The organism is Pseudoclavibacter sp. RFBG4, from assembly GCF_002931515.1.
Taxonomy (GTDB): Bacteria; Actinomycetota; Actinomycetes; order Actinomycetales; family Microbacteriaceae; genus Pseudoclavibacter.
Genome location: NZ_PSYC01000024.1, coordinates 108,977 through 123,434, shown reverse-complemented (window position 1 = coordinate 123,434; position 14,458 = coordinate 108,977). Strand labels below are relative to the sequence as shown.

General features: G+C 70.1%; 13 protein-coding genes. 3 read left to right on the top strand and 10 right to left on the bottom strand.

The genetic code is table 11. The annotated features are described in order from the left end of the window. Positions 1-131: 131 nt before the first annotated feature. Positions 132-1,037, top strand: coding sequence for a DUF3097 domain-containing protein (locus C5E10_RS07570; RefSeq protein WP_258071036.1), 906 nt, complete (start codon positions 132-134; stop codon positions 1,035-1,037). Here C5E10_RS07570 and C5E10_RS07565 read toward each other — a convergent pair. Next, positions 1,009-1,581 (bottom strand): CDP-alcohol phosphatidyltransferase family protein, encoded by a 573-nt coding sequence (locus C5E10_RS07565; RefSeq protein WP_104331120.1) that lies wholly within the window; start codon positions 1,579-1,581, stop codon positions 1,009-1,011. The genes C5E10_RS07570 and C5E10_RS07565 overlap by 29 nt on opposite strands. 166 nt (positions 1,582-1,747) lie before the next feature. On the opposite strand from C5E10_RS07565, the gene C5E10_RS07560 reads away from it, so the two are divergent. Then, on the top strand, positions 1,748-2,173 hold the full coding sequence (locus C5E10_RS07560) for an RNA-binding S4 domain-containing protein (RefSeq protein WP_104331119.1): 426 nt from the start codon (positions 1,748-1,750) through the stop codon (positions 2,171-2,173). Between the two features lie 105 nt (positions 2,174-2,278). Here C5E10_RS07560 and C5E10_RS07555 read toward each other — a convergent pair whose 3' ends face one another. From C5E10_RS07555 to C5E10_RS07520, 8 genes are all read right to left on the bottom strand, one after another. Beyond that, on the bottom strand, positions 2,279-3,067 hold the full coding sequence (locus tag C5E10_RS07555; protein WP_104331118.1) for a DUF1684 domain-containing protein: 789 nt from the start codon (positions 3,065-3,067) through the stop codon (positions 2,279-2,281). Then, entirely contained in the window at positions 2,994-5,036 is a 2,043-nt protein-coding gene (locus C5E10_RS07550; RefSeq protein WP_219820336.1) for an FAD/NAD(P)-binding domain-containing protein, read from the bottom strand. The genes C5E10_RS07555 and C5E10_RS07550 overlap by 74 nt, the downstream gene beginning before the upstream one ends. Beyond that, on the bottom strand, positions 5,033-6,697 hold the full coding sequence (locus C5E10_RS07545; RefSeq protein WP_181062686.1) for an ABC transporter ATP-binding protein: 1,665 nt from the start codon (positions 6,695-6,697) through the stop codon (positions 5,033-5,035). Before C5E10_RS07545 ends, C5E10_RS07550 begins: the two co-directional genes overlap by 4 nt. Continuing rightward, the gene (locus C5E10_RS07540; RefSeq protein ID WP_104331117.1) at positions 6,694-7,653 is read right to left on the bottom strand and encodes an ABC transporter permease; all 960 of its coding nucleotides are present in this window, start codon (positions 7,651-7,653) and stop codon (positions 6,694-6,696) included. Before C5E10_RS07540 ends, C5E10_RS07545 begins: the two co-directional genes overlap by 4 nt. Next, positions 7,650-8,684 carry an ABC transporter permease gene (locus C5E10_RS07535; RefSeq protein WP_104331116.1) on the bottom strand — a complete coding sequence of 345 codons (1,035 nt, stop codon included), beginning with the start codon at positions 8,682-8,684 and terminating at the stop codon, positions 7,650-7,652. The genes C5E10_RS07540 and C5E10_RS07535 overlap by 4 nt, the downstream gene beginning before the upstream one ends. A gap of 4 nt (positions 8,685-8,688) precedes the next feature. Then, complete coding sequence (locus tag C5E10_RS07530; RefSeq protein WP_104331115.1) at positions 8,689-10,290, bottom strand: ABC transporter substrate-binding protein; 1,602 nt, start codon at positions 10,288-10,290, stop codon at positions 8,689-8,691. Between the two features lie 133 nt (positions 10,291-10,423). Continuing rightward, the gene (locus C5E10_RS07525; protein WP_104331114.1) at positions 10,424-11,062 is read right to left on the bottom strand and encodes an alpha/beta hydrolase; all 639 of its coding nucleotides are present in this window, start codon (positions 11,060-11,062) and stop codon (positions 10,424-10,426) included. Beyond that, complete coding sequence (locus tag C5E10_RS07520) at positions 11,059-11,943, bottom strand: VOC family protein (RefSeq protein ID WP_104331113.1); 885 nt, start codon at positions 11,941-11,943, stop codon at positions 11,059-11,061. The genes C5E10_RS07525 and C5E10_RS07520 overlap by 4 nt, the downstream gene beginning before the upstream one ends. 60 nt (positions 11,944-12,003) lie before the next feature. On the opposite strand from C5E10_RS07520, the gene C5E10_RS07515 reads away from it, so the two are divergent. Then, on the top strand, positions 12,004-12,702 hold the full coding sequence (locus C5E10_RS07515; RefSeq protein WP_104241109.1) for a MarR family transcriptional regulator: 699 nt from the start codon (positions 12,004-12,006) through the stop codon (positions 12,700-12,702). A gap of 37 nt (positions 12,703-12,739) precedes the next feature. Here C5E10_RS07515 and aceB read toward each other — a convergent pair whose 3' ends face one another. Continuing rightward, positions 12,740-14,407, bottom strand: a complete 1,668-nt coding sequence (aceB, locus tag C5E10_RS07510; RefSeq protein ID WP_104331112.1) for a malate synthase A — start codon at positions 14,405-14,407, stop codon at positions 12,740-12,742. Positions 14,408-14,458 lie beyond the last annotated feature (51 nt).

Genomic DNA, 14,458 nt, shown 5'->3' with positions numbered 1-14,458 from the left:
ATCGGGGGTGCCCGAATTCCGGTCGGTTAATTGCAGCAGCACCGCCTGCCATTGTGCGTCAGACGACTGAGTGTTGTCGAAACGAGCGCGGAGATCGAGCCCGATTTTCACCCTCGGCGTACACTTCCGGAGTGCTAGACGACTCCCTCTTCGGCGATCGCGCGAGTTTCGACGGCCGCGCCGAGTCCGACGACCGCTACTCGGGCGACCCCATCGCTCGCATGCGCGAGCGCAAGTCCGCGCCCCTCACGCGGAAGGTGCCCATGGCCAGCGGCATGTGGCTCGAGGATGCGGCGAGCGGCTTCTACGGCCGCCTCGCGTCGGCGAACAAGCAGACCGTGACGCTGCAGGACTTCGACGGCCAGCGCAAGGCGTTCCCCGCCGATTCGATCTTCTTGCTCGAGGACGAGGCCATCCTCCTCGGGCCCCCGGCGGCCAAGCAGCAGTCTGGGCGAGCACGCAGCGCGTCCGGCTCCTTCCACGTCGCCGATGCCAAGGCGAGGACCGCGCGGGCCGGGCGAATCTTCGTGGAGGGCAAGCACGACGCCGAGCTCGTCGAGAAGGTCTGGGGCCACGACCTGCGCATCGACGGGGTCGTCGTCGAGTTCCTGCAGGGCGCCGACCACCTCGCCGAAGTGCTGACGGTGTTCGGACCGAGCCCGACGCGCCGCGTCGGAGTGCTGCTCGATCACCTCGTCAAGGGCTCGAAGGAGCAGCGCATCGCCGACGACATCATGCGGCGCTTCGGCGCCTCGCACGTGCGGGTCGTCGGTCACCCGTACGTCGACGTGTGGCAGTCGGTGAAGCCCGAGCGCCTCGGGCTCAAGGCATGGCCCGTCATTCCTCGAGGGCAGGACTGGAAGAAGGGCATCTGCAGGGCCCTCGGCTGGCCCGCAGAGGAGCAGGCGGACACGGCGAGGGCCTGGCAGCGCATCCTGGAGCGCGTCCGCGACTACCGGGACCTGGAGCCGTCGCTGCTCGGCCGGGTGGAGGAGCTCATCGACTTCGTCACGGAGCCCGGCGGCGCAGGTACCTGACCGCGTAGACGGCTCCTGCTGCGACGTGCAGGACCGTCCCGATCAGCAGCATCCACCACGTGATGGTGCGCAGCGGCTCGGCGGGCACCTGCTCGGCGTATGACAGCAGGTGGAGCGGCATGGCGACCATGATGAACGCCGACCTGGCCTTGCCGAGCAGGTTCACGCGCCCCTCGCGGACCCGCTCGAGCCGCGCCAGCCCGATGACGAGCAGCGCCAGATCGCAGAGGAAGATCGTGATCAGCACGAACCACGGGAAGTAGCCGAGGAGTGCCAGGCCGAAGCCGATGATGATGATGCCGAGCCGGTCGGCGACCGGGTCGAGGACCTCCCCCACCCGGGAGACCTGGCCGAGGCGGCGGGCGAGGAAGCCGTCGATCCAGTCGGTCGCCCCGAACGCGGCCAGGCTCAGGGTGGCGGCCAGCTCCCGGCCGTCGGCGGCGAGCCAGATGGTGAGGGGCACGAAGACGAGCAGACGAGCCACCGAGATGGCGTTGGGCAGCGTCGCCCACCGCATCGGGCTCTCGTGCCGGTCGCCTGCCATGAGGTCATTGTCGCAGTGGCACGCCTCGCGTGTCTCGGCGCGTCTGCGTGTCGGTGAAGCCCGCGCGGGGCGACACGTGGTGACGCCATCTGCTGTGCGCGCAGGAGGGCAAGACCACTGGGCACGACCGCTGGGCGCGGCCTCACGAACTCGATACCATCATCGGATGGACCGAGACGAGCAGGGCTACCACCAGCCAGGACCCGCTTCCGTGCGGGTCGACGTGTGGCTCTGGGCGGTCCGCATCTACAAGACCCGCAGTGCCGCGACCGCGGCGTGCAAGGCCGGGCACGTCAAGATCGACGGCGATCGGGCCAAGCCAGCGCAGCGCATCCACGTCGGCGACGAGGTTCGGGTGCGGACCGACCGCGATCGGGTCCTCGTCGCGCAGGAGCTCCTCAAGAAGCGCGTCGGCGCGCCGATCGCGGCGAAGGCGCTCATCGACAACTCCCCTCCGCCTCCCCCTCGGGAGTTCGCCTCCCCCATCGCATACCGCGACCGTGGGGCCGGGCGTCCGACGAAGCGGGAGCGTCGAGAGATCGATCGCATCCGCGGCCGCGACGAGCGGCCCCTGCTCGACCCGGACGAGTGATCGGCGCGCACAAGTGATCGGCGAGGGCGACGAACGCGAACCGCGCTGCGGGTTGGGTTCCGCCGGGCGCGGTTCGCGATCGTCGTCAGCGACCGCACTGGGGCGTCAGGCCTTGATGGCGTTCCGCTCGCCAGCCCTGACCGGCACGCTGAGCCGGTTGTCGGCGGCAGGCGTCGGGCAGACGAAGTGGTCGCTGAAGGCGCACGGCGGCAGGTAGGCGCGATTGAAGTCGATCGTCGTCGTCCCGTCGGCCTCGGGGGCGGGGACGGTGAGGAACCGGAAACGGTAGCTCTCGACACCACTCGTCGTGTCGGCGAACACGACCTGGAGGCCTGCCTCGGTGTGGTCGGCGTCGATCGAGAACGCCGAGCCGCCGAGCTCGAAGTCGAGCTTCCCGCCGAGGTCCTTCCTGGACACGTAGCCGTCTGCTTGGAGCACGTCGACCTGCTCGGTCGAGGGACGGAAGCTCGCAGACACGACGTAGTCGTCGTCGGGCTGGTAGCTGTCGATGCCGAGAAGCGCGGCTCGCCCCGACGCCTCGGGGTCGAGCACTCGGAGGGCCCGCTGATCGTCGCGTGCGAACGCCCGGAGGATGCGCGCACCGTCGCGGAGCTCCTCGCCCGTCTTCAGCGTCACGCGGTCGCCGACTCCGGAGCCGGAGGCGTCCACGTACCCGCTCTCAGCGAGCCCGCTGCCGACGACGGTGCCGTCGACGATGCTCCAGGTTCCCGCGACGCCCTCCAGTTCGAGCTCGACGCCATCGGCGAGCCAGTTGGTCGCGACGAGGGCCGCCGGCCCGTACGGGGCACGGACTGCGCGCTCACGACTTTCGTGCCAGACCGCCCAGCGTGCGCTGAAGTGGTCTCCGGTAGTGGTGCTCTGCTGCGTGCTCATGCTGTTCCCTCTCCTCGTTCTCTCTGCTGATCTCGCCGACGAGTCTCAACGCACTCAGGGCGACGGCGTCGTTCTCGCGGAACGAGACGGCGTTGGTCCGGGGGCGGGAGAACGCCCCGACGAATGGATTGGACGTGTACGGGCCGATGGCGAACCGACGGGGATGCGTCGTCCCGTCTGCCTGCACGATCCTCGAGTCCTCGCGGCGCACCTCGATGACGCCGGTGGCGAGGCTGCCCTCCGGGGTGGCGGCGATGCGCTCGCGCCCCTCGCCCGACTCGATGAGCTGCCTGAGCGCCAGATTGTCGGTGTGGGCGACGTCGGCGTCGGGAAGCCAGGCGTCGATGAGCGCGCGCGCAGACACCTGTCGCTCGAGCGTCGTGCCCTTGGCCCGGAAGAGGCCGGCCTCCTCGTCCTCCCAGACGCGCAGCTCGCCACCCAGGAAGTGCACGACGCCGGCCTCGCTGAGCGCGAGGAGCTCGTCGAGACGGTGTCCTGGCGGGCCGGACGCGACGTAGCTGAAGAAGCCCTTCCACCAGACGCGAACGTCTCCGGCGAGCGATGCCGGCGACCAGTTGGGGGCGTCCTGGAACTCGACGAAGGTCATGAAGGAGAAGAGGAGGGCGAGGAAGAGCCCCTGGTTCTCGCTGTGCTGCTGGCTGTTCCTCCTGCGGAGGTCTTCCCGGATGTACTCGTGGAGGGCGACCGAGACCGAGCCGACGTCGGTTGCCGCGGCCCCGCGCAGGGGGTGGTCGAAGGTCTCGATGTCGAGCTCGTCGCTCGGGTCGACGAGCGCGGCGAGCACCGCCTCGTGGAGTTCGGGTGATTGCGCGGCGAATCGGTCGAGCTCGGCTCGGAACTCGACCCAGGACACGCGCACTCGGTCCGGGTGACCCGTGAAGAGCTCGCGGTAGTAGCCGTGCAGCATCTCCTTCGCGAGGAGCGGCCAGAAGTGCGTGCGGAAGTCCAGGATCTCGTGCTCGGCGACGATCTCGCGGGCGACGTCCGCCGTGAAGTAGCGGGTCTCGAACGGCTCCCCCTGGAGCACGCTCGTGACCTTGGAGTGGTAGGGAACACCCCGCCTGGAGCCGACGAGGATGCGCGGCTCGCGGCCGGAGGGACGGTACCTGAGGCGTCCCGGCTCGTCTCCGGGCACGAACGCTCCCCCGCGCCCCTCGGTGAGCAGAACGAGCAGGTCGACGGCGGCGAGGCCGAGACCGCGGACGATGACGGGCTCCCCGGCCTCCACTGCACTGAAGTCTGCGTCTGCCGTGAACGAGGGCGGCACGTAGGCGAGGTCGTGGCGGGCCGCGAACTCGCTCAGCTCGGCGGTTCTCGTTCCTTCGTGGACCAGTGTTCCGGAATGGCCGAGCGCGTAGACGACGACGTCGACGGTGAGGCTGTCGCCTGTGTCGAGCTCGACGCGCTGCGCGCCGTTGTCGATCGTCGTGACGCCCGTCACCTCGGCGGCATGGACGAGGACCGTCAGGCCCTCTGGCGCCGCGTCCGCCGCCTGCTCGAAGAACCAGCCCAGGTACCTGCTCTGCAGGCGCCTCGTGGGGAAGCTGGACGGACCGAGTGAGCGCACCTCGGCGGCCACCTGCTGGTCCTCCGAGTCGAGGTCGTACCCGTCCAGCTCGCCGCGGCTCGCGAGCTCAGCCCATTCGACGAGGGAAGGGCCCTGCCTGACCGGGCCCTCGATGGTGCTCGTCTCGTCGGTGAACATGGTGACGTCGGCCGCGAGCGAGTTGAGCTTCAGGAGCCCGGACTGGGCATCTCGCCAGATGCGTCCGGCTCCAGGCGGGTGCGGGTCGATGAGGTGCACGACAAGCGGGCCCGTGATGTCCCCGTCGTAGTTGGCGACGATGCGCTCGAGGAGCCCCGCTCCGCGAGGTCCGGCGCCGAGGACCGCGATGCACCTGGCTCCCCTGGTGCTGTCGATGTCGATGAGCCTGGCCGCGGATGTCATGCGATCGCCTCCAGGACGCGCTCGGTGGGCTTGCCCCCGGGGATGGCGTCGACGAGCGCTCGGGTGTATGCGTTGGTGCTGCGCTCGAAGACCTCGTCGACGGTGCCTTCCTCGAGCAGCTCGCCGCCGCGGAGCACGCCGACGCGGTCGGCGATCTGGCGGACGACCCCGAGGTCGTGGGTGATGAACAGGTAGCTCAGCGAGTGCTCGGCCTGGAGGTCGACCAGGAGCTGGAGGATCTGGGCCTGGACGGAGACGTCGAGGGCGGAGACGGCTTCGTCGAGGACGATGAGCTCTGGCTTCAGGGCGAGTGCTCGTGCGATGGCGACGCGCTGCCGCTGCCCTCCGGAGAGCTGCGTCGAGCGCCGGTGAGCGAAATCGGCGGGGAGCGCGACGTCGTCCAGCAGCTCGAGCACCCGCGCGCGGCGCGACTGCTTGTCGCCGATCCCGAAGGCCCGCAGCGGCTGCTCGATGGAGTCCGCGACGGTGAAGCGCGGGTCGAGCGATGAGTAGGGGTCCTGGTGCACGAGCCCGGTCCTGCGGCGGAAGGCTCTCAGGGCGCTGCCTCTGGCGCCGGCGACCTCGAGGCCGTCGAGGCGGATGCTCCCCTGGTCCGGTCGTTCGAGGAGCAGGGCGAGGCGTGCGGTTGTGCTCTTGCCGGACCCCGACTCGCCGACGAGCGCGTAGCTCTCGCCGCGGGCGATCGAGAAGGCGACGTCCTTGGTCGCGTCGACCCGTGCACCTCCCGGCAGCCGGAAGGTCTTGCTCAGTCCCCTGACCTCCAGCACGGGGCGGCTGCGGTCGATGCCGAGGGCGCCGGTGGCCGGCGCGAGCCGCGTCGAGGTCCTGGTGGGTGCGGCCGCGACGAGTCGCTTCGTGTACGGGTGCTGTGGGTCCTCGAGGACCTGGGCAGCCGGGCCGGCCTCGACGATCGCTCCGTGCTGCATGACCAGGATGCGGTCGGCCCGATCGGCTGCCACCCCGAGGTCGTGGGTTATGAAGAGCACGGCCGTGGATGCGACTGCGGCCCGTTCCGCGATGAGATCGAGGATCTGGCGCTGGACGGTCACGTCGAGGGCGCTCGTCGGCTCGTCGGCGATGATGAGGCCGGGCGAGGCTGCGAGCGCGGCCGCGATGAGGACGCGCTGCCGCATGCCGCCGGAGAACTGGTGGGGGTACTGCGCCGCACGCTTGGCCGCATCCGGGATGCCGGCATCCTGGAGGAGTTCGACGGCTCGCGCGCGTGCATCCCTCTTGGTGGCGAGGCCGTGGATGAGGAGCACCTCGGCGACCTGCGCTCCGACGGTCTGCAACGGGTTCAGGGACGCCGATGGGTCCTGCGGGATGAGGCCGATGCGTGCGCCGCGGACGGCACGCCATTCGAGCGGCGTCAGGGCGGTGAGGTCGAGGCCGTCGTAGCGGAGGGCGTTCGCGGTCACCGCGGTGCTCGCGGGCAGGAGGTCGACGATCGACTTGGCGACGCTGGTCTTGCCCGAGCCGGACTCGCCGACGATGGCGACCTGCTCCCCCGGGTACACGTCGAAGGAGACGCCGGCGACGGCGAGCGTCGTGGCTCCCTTGTAGGCGAGCTGGAGGTCGCGGACGGACAGGAGCGGCTGCGTTTCGCTGCCTGCCTGCTGGGTCAGGGGTGTGGAGGTCATGAGCGGTCTCCTCGTTCTTGGAGCCAGCGCGAGATGCGCGCCGTGGAGAGCACGACCGCGACGATCACGAGTCCGGGCAGGGTGGTGAGCCACCAAGCGGCCTGGAGGTAGTCGCGGCCCTCGGAGATGAGGGCGCCCCACTCCGGCTGGGGCGGCGGGGCTCCGAAGCCGAGGAAGCTGAGGGCGGAGATGGCGAGCACTGCGGCGCCGAACTCGATGGCGGCGAGCGCGAGGACCGGGGTGATCGCGGCGGGGAGGACCTGGCGGAAGATGATGCTCGGCCAGCGAGCGCCCGAGAGCTTCGCCGCCTCGATGTAGCCGGCGGTGGCGACCGAGAGGACCTGCGAGCGCATGATGCGCGCGAAGGCTGCGGTGGACGCGAGGCCGACCGCGATCGCGATGTTGAGCGTCCCGAAGCCGAGTCCCGTGATGATGGTGAGCGAGAGCAGCAGGGCGGGGATCGCGAGGATGACGTCCATGAAGCGCATGATCGCCTCGTCGACGAATCCCCGGAGGTATCCGGCGAGGAGCCCGAGGAGCGCCCCGGTGCCGAGCGCGATGACGACGGCGAGGCCGGATGCGAGGAGGGTGGTCTGCGAGCCGTGGATGAAGCGCGCGAGGGTGTCTCGGCCCAGGTTGTCGGTGCCGAAGGGGTGCGCTGGGCTCGGCGGCTGGAGGCGGTCGAGGAGGGTGCCGTTGATGGCGTCGTATGGCGTGAAGATCGACGGCGCGACGGCCCAGGCGATGACGGTGGCGAGCACGGCGACCGCCAGGATGAGGGACGGGAGGCGCAGGAGGCTGCGGAAGCGCGCGAACGACGACGGCTTCACGGCGGCAGGCACGGGCTGCGGGGTCCGCTCGGCGGCGGCGCCGCCAGAACTGCCGGGGGCGACGTACCGCTCGGTACGACTCAGCGCAGCGAGGTCCGACGGCGGTGTGAGGAGGGGCTGGGTCATGCTGCGACCTCATTCGTTCGTGTCCTGCCGGGCTCCGTGGAAGCGGCGCCGGGCGCCGATGGGGGTGTCGGACGCCCCTTGGTCGCGGGGCGCTGCTTCGTGGAGTGCGAGAGGCGGGGGTCGACGAGCGGGTAGAGCGCGTCGACGATGAGGTTGGTGACGACGAAGATCGCGGCGGCGAAGACGACCGCGATCATGACGAGGGGGATATCGCGGTTGGCGACGGCGGTCACGATCATGCGGCCGACGCCGTCGCGGGAGAAGACGGTCTCGGTGACGACGGTTCCCGCGAGGAGCTGGCCGACGAGCACCCCGCCGATCGTGAGGGTCGGCAGGGCCGCGTTCCTGAGCGCGTGGCGCACGAGGATGCGCGTGTCGCCGGCACCCTTCGCCTTGGCCTGCTCGATGAAGGGCCGAGCGAGGGTCTCGTGCAGGCTGCGGGTGAGCACCTGGGCCAGGTAGGCGCCGGTTGGGATCGAGAGTGTCAGCGCCGGGAGGATGAGCCCCACGAACCCCGTGCTGCCGAAGGCCGGCACCCAGCCGAGCTGGAAGGAGAAGACCTGCAGGAGCAGGAGCCCGAGCCAGAACGTCGGAACCGCGATGGCGAGGGAGGGCAGCGACTGGAGGATGCCGCGCAGCCAGGACGACCGGATGAGGTTGCTGACGAGCGCGAGTCCGATGCCGCCGATGACGGAGAGGACGAGGGCCGCCCCCGCGAGGGTTGCCGTCGACGGAAGCGCGCGGGCGAGCACCTCGGTGGCGGGGATGCCGTTCTGCACGGAGCTGCCGAAGTCAAGGACCAGGGCTCCACCGAGGGCTGCCAGGTACTGCTCGTGGAACGGAGCGTCGAGCCCGAGCTCCGCTCTCAGCGCCTCGATGGCGACCGGGTCGGCGGCCCCTTCTCCCCCGCCGGCCGCGGCCACGGCCGCCGCGTCGCCCGGGAGGAGGTAGAGGAGGAGGAACGACAGGGTGAAGGCCGCCCAGAGGACCAGGATCCCCAGGGCGAGCCTCCACGCGAAGTAGCGAGCCATACGGTTACTCCGCGGCCTTCCAGGCTGCCGAGAAGTCGAGCCTGCTGGACGCCTCGAACTGCACTCCCTGGACGCCGGGCGCCTGGACGAGGTTCGTGGAGAGCTGGATGACGGGGACTGCGTAGCCCTCCTCGAGCAGCTGGGTGACGGCCGCATCGACCTCGGTCTGGCGCGCATCCGCGTCGACGATGGCGGCCTGCGAGTTGAGCACCTCGTCGATCGGGCCGACCTCGCGGTAGTTGTACTTGTTGCCGCCCTCAGCTGAGAAGAACACGCGGAGCGCATCCGGGTCGGCGCGGGTGATGTTCGCCCAGGTGAACGGCTGCGTGCCATCGTTGATCGCGGTCACGTCGGCGATGGGAGCCTCGCGGAGCTGGAGGTCGATGCCGACGGCGGCGAGCTGGACCTGCACCTGCTCGAGGACGTTGGTGGTCGGCTGCCAGTAGGCGAGCTCGAAGCTCAGCTTCTGGCCGTCCTTCTCGCGGACGCCGTCCGCGCCTTCGACCCAGCCGGCCTCGTCGAGCAGCTTCGCGGCGTCCTCGACGTCGTACTCGAGGATGTCGCTCTGGTCGCTGTAGTAGGGCGTCGACGTGGCGAGCACGCTCGTGGCTGGGCTGTCCTCTGGCGTCAGGAGGGCGAGGAGCTCCTCGCGGTTGATGCTCTTCTGCACGGCGAGGCGCACGTTCTTGTCGGAGAGGATCGGGTGCGAGGCATTCGGGATGAGGTTGTAGACGACACCGGGGTTGGCACGGTTCTGCACGTTCGCGCCAGCGCCCTTGAGTGCGTCGAGGTCGACGAAGGAGACGTCGGTCGAGACGTCGAGCTGGCCGGACTGGAGCGACCCGGTGAGCGTCGATGCCTCCGGGATGACGGAGTACGTGATCGTGTCGAGGTAGGGACGCTCGGTGTTGCCGGTCGTCGAGGCACCCCACGCGTAGTCCTCGCGGGCGGCGAGGACCGTCTCGGCGTTGGGGGTGTAGCTCTCGACGGAGAAGGGCCCTGAGCCGATGAAGTCGCCAGCGCAGCGCGCTTCCTGGCTGAGCTTCGTGCTCTCCGTGGAGACGAGCCCGAGCGTGAAGGTGGAGGTCGCCTGCAGGAACTGCGCCGACGGCTCGGCGAAGGTGTAGGTGACCGTCTGCGGGTCCACGACGGTGACCGACTCGAGGCCGGCGAGGTACAGGTTGCCGAGCGCCGACTTCGCACCGAGCGCCTGGACGCCCTCCGCGTTGGCCTTGACGGCTTCGGCGTCGATGGGCGTGCCGTCGGCGAAGGTCGGCCCCTCGGCGAGCGTGAAGGTGAACTCCCTCGCGTCGTCCGAGATCTCCCAGGACTCGGCGAGCCACGGAAGCACCTCGCCGGTCTCGACGTCCTGCGTCGTGAGCGACGCGACGGTCTGGCGGGCGATGTTGACGTTGTTGTTGTTGCCGACCTGGGCCGGGTCGATGCATCCGATGTCGCTGAGGATGCCGGCGCGCAGGTTGCCGCCCTGGACGGGCTCTGCGTCGGCCGCCGGAACCGCTCCAGACTGCGCTGCGCACGAGGCGAGCGCCATCATCCCGACCGCGGCGAGGGCGGCGGCGGAGAGCGGTCTGGTCGAGCGGGTCATCTGGACTCCTTCTAGGCGGCACGCACCCCGATTGCGGGATCCGTCCCAGGAACGGGGATGTCCAGAGACTAGGAAGACGGCCGCCCACTCAGGTGGACGGCCGAAATCTCAGGTACCAGGAGGACACGCAGGGTCACATTGCGCGGAGGAACCCGGCGAGGTCTTCCAGTTCCTGCGGCGAGATGCCGTGCGCGAGGCCCGGGTAGGTGTGCTCGCTGGCCGTCGCGTGACCGGACAGCCACGCGGTGGTCCGATCGAAGGTGGCGTCGCTGATGATCTGGTCCCGGTCCCCGCGCCCGAAGAACACGGGTGGACGGATGCTGGTGAGCTCCTCGTCGCCCGGCTGCTCGCCCTGCAGGGAGAAGCCGGAGAGGACGGCCCCGCGCTCGAAGCGCTGCGGCTCCCGGCGCAGCAGCTGGGTCACCATGAGCCCGCCCTGCGAGAAGCCGATCGGGATGACGTTCGCGGCCGGTGCCGTGTTCTGGTCGAGCCAGGCGAGCACGGCGTCCGTGGCCGCTGAGGCCTTGGCCGGGTCGGGCAGGCCCGGGCGGTCGATGGGCACCCAGGCGTAGGAGCCGACCTCGGCGGGCGTCTCCTCGCGGAGGACGAGGGGCGCGCGCAGGGAGGCCCAGTCGAAGCCGTCGCCGAGGGACGGCAGGAGGCTCGTGAGGTCGTCCTCGTGCGATCCGTAGCCGTGCATGAGCAGGAGGATCGGCCGCTTGCTCGAGGCGTCGATCGACGAGAGCGCGGTGCTGATCGCGAGCCCGCTCATGCCGCGACCGCCTGCGCACGCGTGCGGAGCACGACCTCGGAGCGCCAGGGATCCAGCACGGTGATGGTCGCGCCGTCGTCGGCGAACTGGAGGCCGGCGCCGCGGAGCCGGTCGGCGACCGCGTCGAGCTCGGTCCGTTCTGGAACCTCGATCGTGAGCTGGCCGAGGCCCAGGGTCGCGGCCCGGGGTCCGGCGCCCGCACTGTTCCAGACGTTGAGGGCGATGTGGTGGTGGTAGCCGCCCGCGCTCACGAAAAGTGCTCCCGGATAGGTGGTCGTCGTCTCGAAGCCAAGGGTGTCGGCGTAGAAGCTCTTGGCGGTGTCGACGTCGCCGACCTGCAGGTGCACGTGGCCGACGTCCGCTGCGGCCTTCTGGGGCGCATCCGCGGTGTCTTCGACGAGGTTGGCTCGCAGGTAGGCGTTGGGATCGAGGAACTCGGTGGACATGGCAATGCGCCCTGCGGCGTCGAGCCACGTGTCACGTGGACGGTCGGTGTAGAGCTCGATGCCGTTGCCCTCCGGGTCGGTGAAGTAGAAGGCTTCGCTGACGTGGTGGTCGGAGGAGCCGACGAACTGGGAGCGCGGGTGCTGGGCCGCCCGGTAGACGGTCGCGGCGAGGTCGCTCGGCGTGTCGAACAGGAGGGCGGTGTGGAAGAGCCCGGCGGCACGGCGCGGGGCGACCGGAAGGCCAGGGGTGTGCCGGAGGCGCACGAGCGGGGCGGATCCTCGACCGAGCGTGATCTCTCCGTCGGTCTCGGCGATCGGCTCGAGGGCGAGCGCCGTGCGGTAGTACTCGGATTGCGCGGCGAGGTCGCCGACGTGGAGTGAGACGAGGCCCATCCCGGTGCCTGCGTCGAGCTTGTCGCCATCTGATGTCGTCATGGCACGAACCGTAGCACTCAAGAACTTGCATCTACAAGTAAAAGGCGCGAGGATGAGGGCATGACCGAACCCAGATGGCTCTCCGCGGACGAGCAGCACTCGTGGCTGCACTTCATCGGGGTCGTCGAGCTGCTCCCGGGTGCGCTCGACACGCAGCTCGGCAACGACGCCGGCATCACGCACTACGAGTATCTCGTGATGGCGGTCCTCTCGGAGTCGCCGGGCCGGAGCCTCCGCATGACCGACCTCGCGACGCGCACCAACGCCACGCTCCCGCGCCTCTCCCGCGTTGTCCTCGGCCTGGAGCAGCGCGGCCACGTCGAGCGCACGAGCCACCCGGGCGACCGCAGGGCGAAGATCGCGAAGCTCAGCGACAGCGGCATGCTGTTCCTCGAGGAGACCGCACCCGGCCATGTCGGCAAGGTGCGGGAGCTCATCGTGGATGCCCTCACCCCCGAGGAGTTCAGCACGCTCGGCCGGATCTCCCAGAAGCTGCTCGACCGGATCGACCCCGAGGACCGTTTCGGCGTCCACCGGACCGCGACGGAGCCGGCGGGCTCGGATTCCGAGCCGATCGCCCGATTGGGCATCGGGGCGCCCGCGACCCGCGCGCTCGCCGGCGATGGGCAGACCCTGCTCGGCGACGTCGCCGGTGCGAGCCGCGAGCACCTGCTCTCCCTGCACGGCGTCGGCCCCCGCGCCGTCGGCATCCTCGAGGGCGCCCTCGAGGCGCGCGGACTCGCACCGCTGCAGCGCTGACGGTCCGGGCAGCGAGGGGCACCGGGCTGCCTCCCGCTCAGGCTGCGGCGAGGTGCGCCTCACGCTCGATGCTCCGCGCGACCGGCCGCTCACAGAGATGGTGCGCGTAGGCGGGGATCGTCAGGAACGTCGGGAACTCGTCGTCCAACGAGACCCGTCGCAGGATCTGCGCGGCGGCCTCGAAGCGGTCGCCCTCGAAGCGCCGCGCGTCGCTGAGGGCGCCGTCGAGCAGCGACTCGACCAGCTCACGCGTCACCACCGTGCCGGATTCGGTCACGGTCCGCTGGGCGATCCACTGCCACAGCTGGGAGCGTGAGATCTCGGCCGTCGCCGCATCCTCCATGAGGTCGTCGATCGCGACGGCGCCCACCCCGCGCAGCCAGCTCTCGATGTAGCGGAGCGCGACGGAGACGTTGGCGCGCACCCCCTCGTCGGTGACGTGCTTCTCCAGCGAGCGCACGTCGAGGAGCTGCGCCGCCGTGACGTCGACCTCGGAGCGGTCTCGTCGGAGCTGGTTGGGTGCCCCGGCGAGCACGGCATCGAATTCCGCGCGCGCGACGTCGATGAGTCCGGGATGCGCGACCCAGGACCCGTCGAATCCGTCGGCCGCCTCCCTCGCCTTGTCGGCGCGCACCTTCTCGAGGGCACGCGCCGTGACCTCGGGCTCGCGGGAGTTCGGGATGAAGGCGCTCATGCCGCCGATCGCGTGGGCGCCCCGCGCGTGGCAGGTCCGCACGAGCAGCTCCGTGTACGCACGCATGAACGGGACCGTCATCGTGATCCGATCGCGGTTCGGGAAGACGTACTGGGGTCCGCGCGAGCGGTAGTGCTTGATGAAGCTGAAGATGTAGTCCCATCGTCCGGCGTTGAGGCCCGCGCAGTGCTCGCGCAGCTCGTAGAGGATCTCGTCCATCTCGAAGGCCGCGGGCAGCGTCTCGATGAGCACGGTCGCCCGGATCGTGCCGTGCTCGATGCCGATGGCCCGTTCCGAGAAGGTGAAGACGTCGTCCCAGAGGCGCGCCTCGAGGTGGTTCTCGAGCTTGGGCAGGTAGAAGTACGGACCGCGCCCGCGCGCCAGCAGCTCCGTGGCGTTGTGGAAGAAGTAGAGCCCGAAGTCCACGAGCGAACCGGATGCGGGCCGCTGCTGGCCCGAGCGGTCGGTGTAGCTCAGGTGCTTCTCGACGAGGTGCCAACCGCGAGGCCTGACGATGATGGTCGGCGTCTTGTCGGCGGTGACCGAGTACTCCTTTCCTTCCGGACTCGTGTACTCGATGCGCTCCCTGACCGCATCCAGGAGCGAGACCTGCCCGCCGACGATGTTCTGCCAGGTCGGGCTCGTCGCGTCCTCGAGGTCGGCCAGCCAGGCGTTCGCTCCGGAGTTCAAGGCGTTGATGGTCATCTTGCGATCGGTGGGACCGGTGATCTCGATGCGGCGGTCCTCGAGGCCGGGGCCGGCACCCGCGACTCGCCAGTTCGGGTCCTCCCGCACGGCGGCGGTCTCGCTCAGGAAGCGGAAGTCGCGGCCGTTCTCGACGGCCTTCCGGCCGTCCATCCTGGCGAGGAGACGTTCGTGGCGCCTGCCCGCGAACTGGTCGTGGAGGCGAAGGACGAACTCGAGGGCTTCGCGGGTGAGGATCTCGTCGAAGCGATCGCCGATGGGCCCCGTCACCTTCAGGCGCGGTTCTGGTGTGCTGTTCATGGTCATGGCTGCTTTCTGCGTCGATGGGTCAGGGAGGTCGCGGGGGTCAGAGCGGTC

Coding starts and splice junctions, on each gene's coding strand:
- C5E10_RS07520 (WP_104331113.1), bottom strand. CDS start 11,943: ATGACGACATCAGATGGCGACAAGCTCGACGCAGGCACCGGGATGGGC.
- C5E10_RS07525 (WP_104331114.1), bottom strand. CDS start 11,062: ATGAGCGGGCTCGCGATCAGCACCGCGCTCTCGTCGATCGACGCCTCG.
- C5E10_RS07560 (WP_104331119.1), top strand. CDS start 1,748: ATGGACCGAGACGAGCAGGGCTACCACCAGCCAGGACCCGCTTCCGTG.
- C5E10_RS07515 (WP_104241109.1), top strand. CDS start 12,004: ATGACCGAACCCAGATGGCTCTCCGCGGACGAGCAGCACTCGTGGCTG.
- C5E10_RS07540 (WP_104331117.1), bottom strand. CDS start 7,653: ATGACCCAGCCCCTCCTCACACCGCCGTCGGACCTCGCTGCGCTGAGT.
- C5E10_RS07530 (WP_104331115.1), bottom strand. CDS start 10,290: ATGACCCGCTCGACCAGACCGCTCTCCGCCGCCGCCCTCGCCGCGGTC.
- C5E10_RS07555 (WP_104331118.1), bottom strand. CDS start 3,067: ATGAGCACGCAGCAGAGCACCACTACCGGAGACCACTTCAGCGCACGC.
- C5E10_RS07550 (WP_219820336.1), bottom strand. CDS start 5,036: ATGACATCCGCGGCCAGGCTCATCGACATCGACAGCACCAGGGGAGCC.
- C5E10_RS07545 (WP_181062686.1), bottom strand. CDS start 6,697: ATGACCTCCACACCCCTGACCCAGCAGGCAGGCAGCGAAACGCAGCCG.
- C5E10_RS07535 (WP_104331116.1), bottom strand. CDS start 8,684: ATGGCTCGCTACTTCGCGTGGAGGCTCGCCCTGGGGATCCTGGTCCTC.
- aceB (WP_104331112.1), bottom strand. CDS start 14,407: ATGACCATGAACAGCACACCAGAACCGCGCCTGAAGGTGACGGGGCCC.
- C5E10_RS07565 (WP_104331120.1), bottom strand. CDS start 1,581: ATGGCAGGCGACCGGCACGAGAGCCCGATGCGGTGGGCGACGCTGCCC.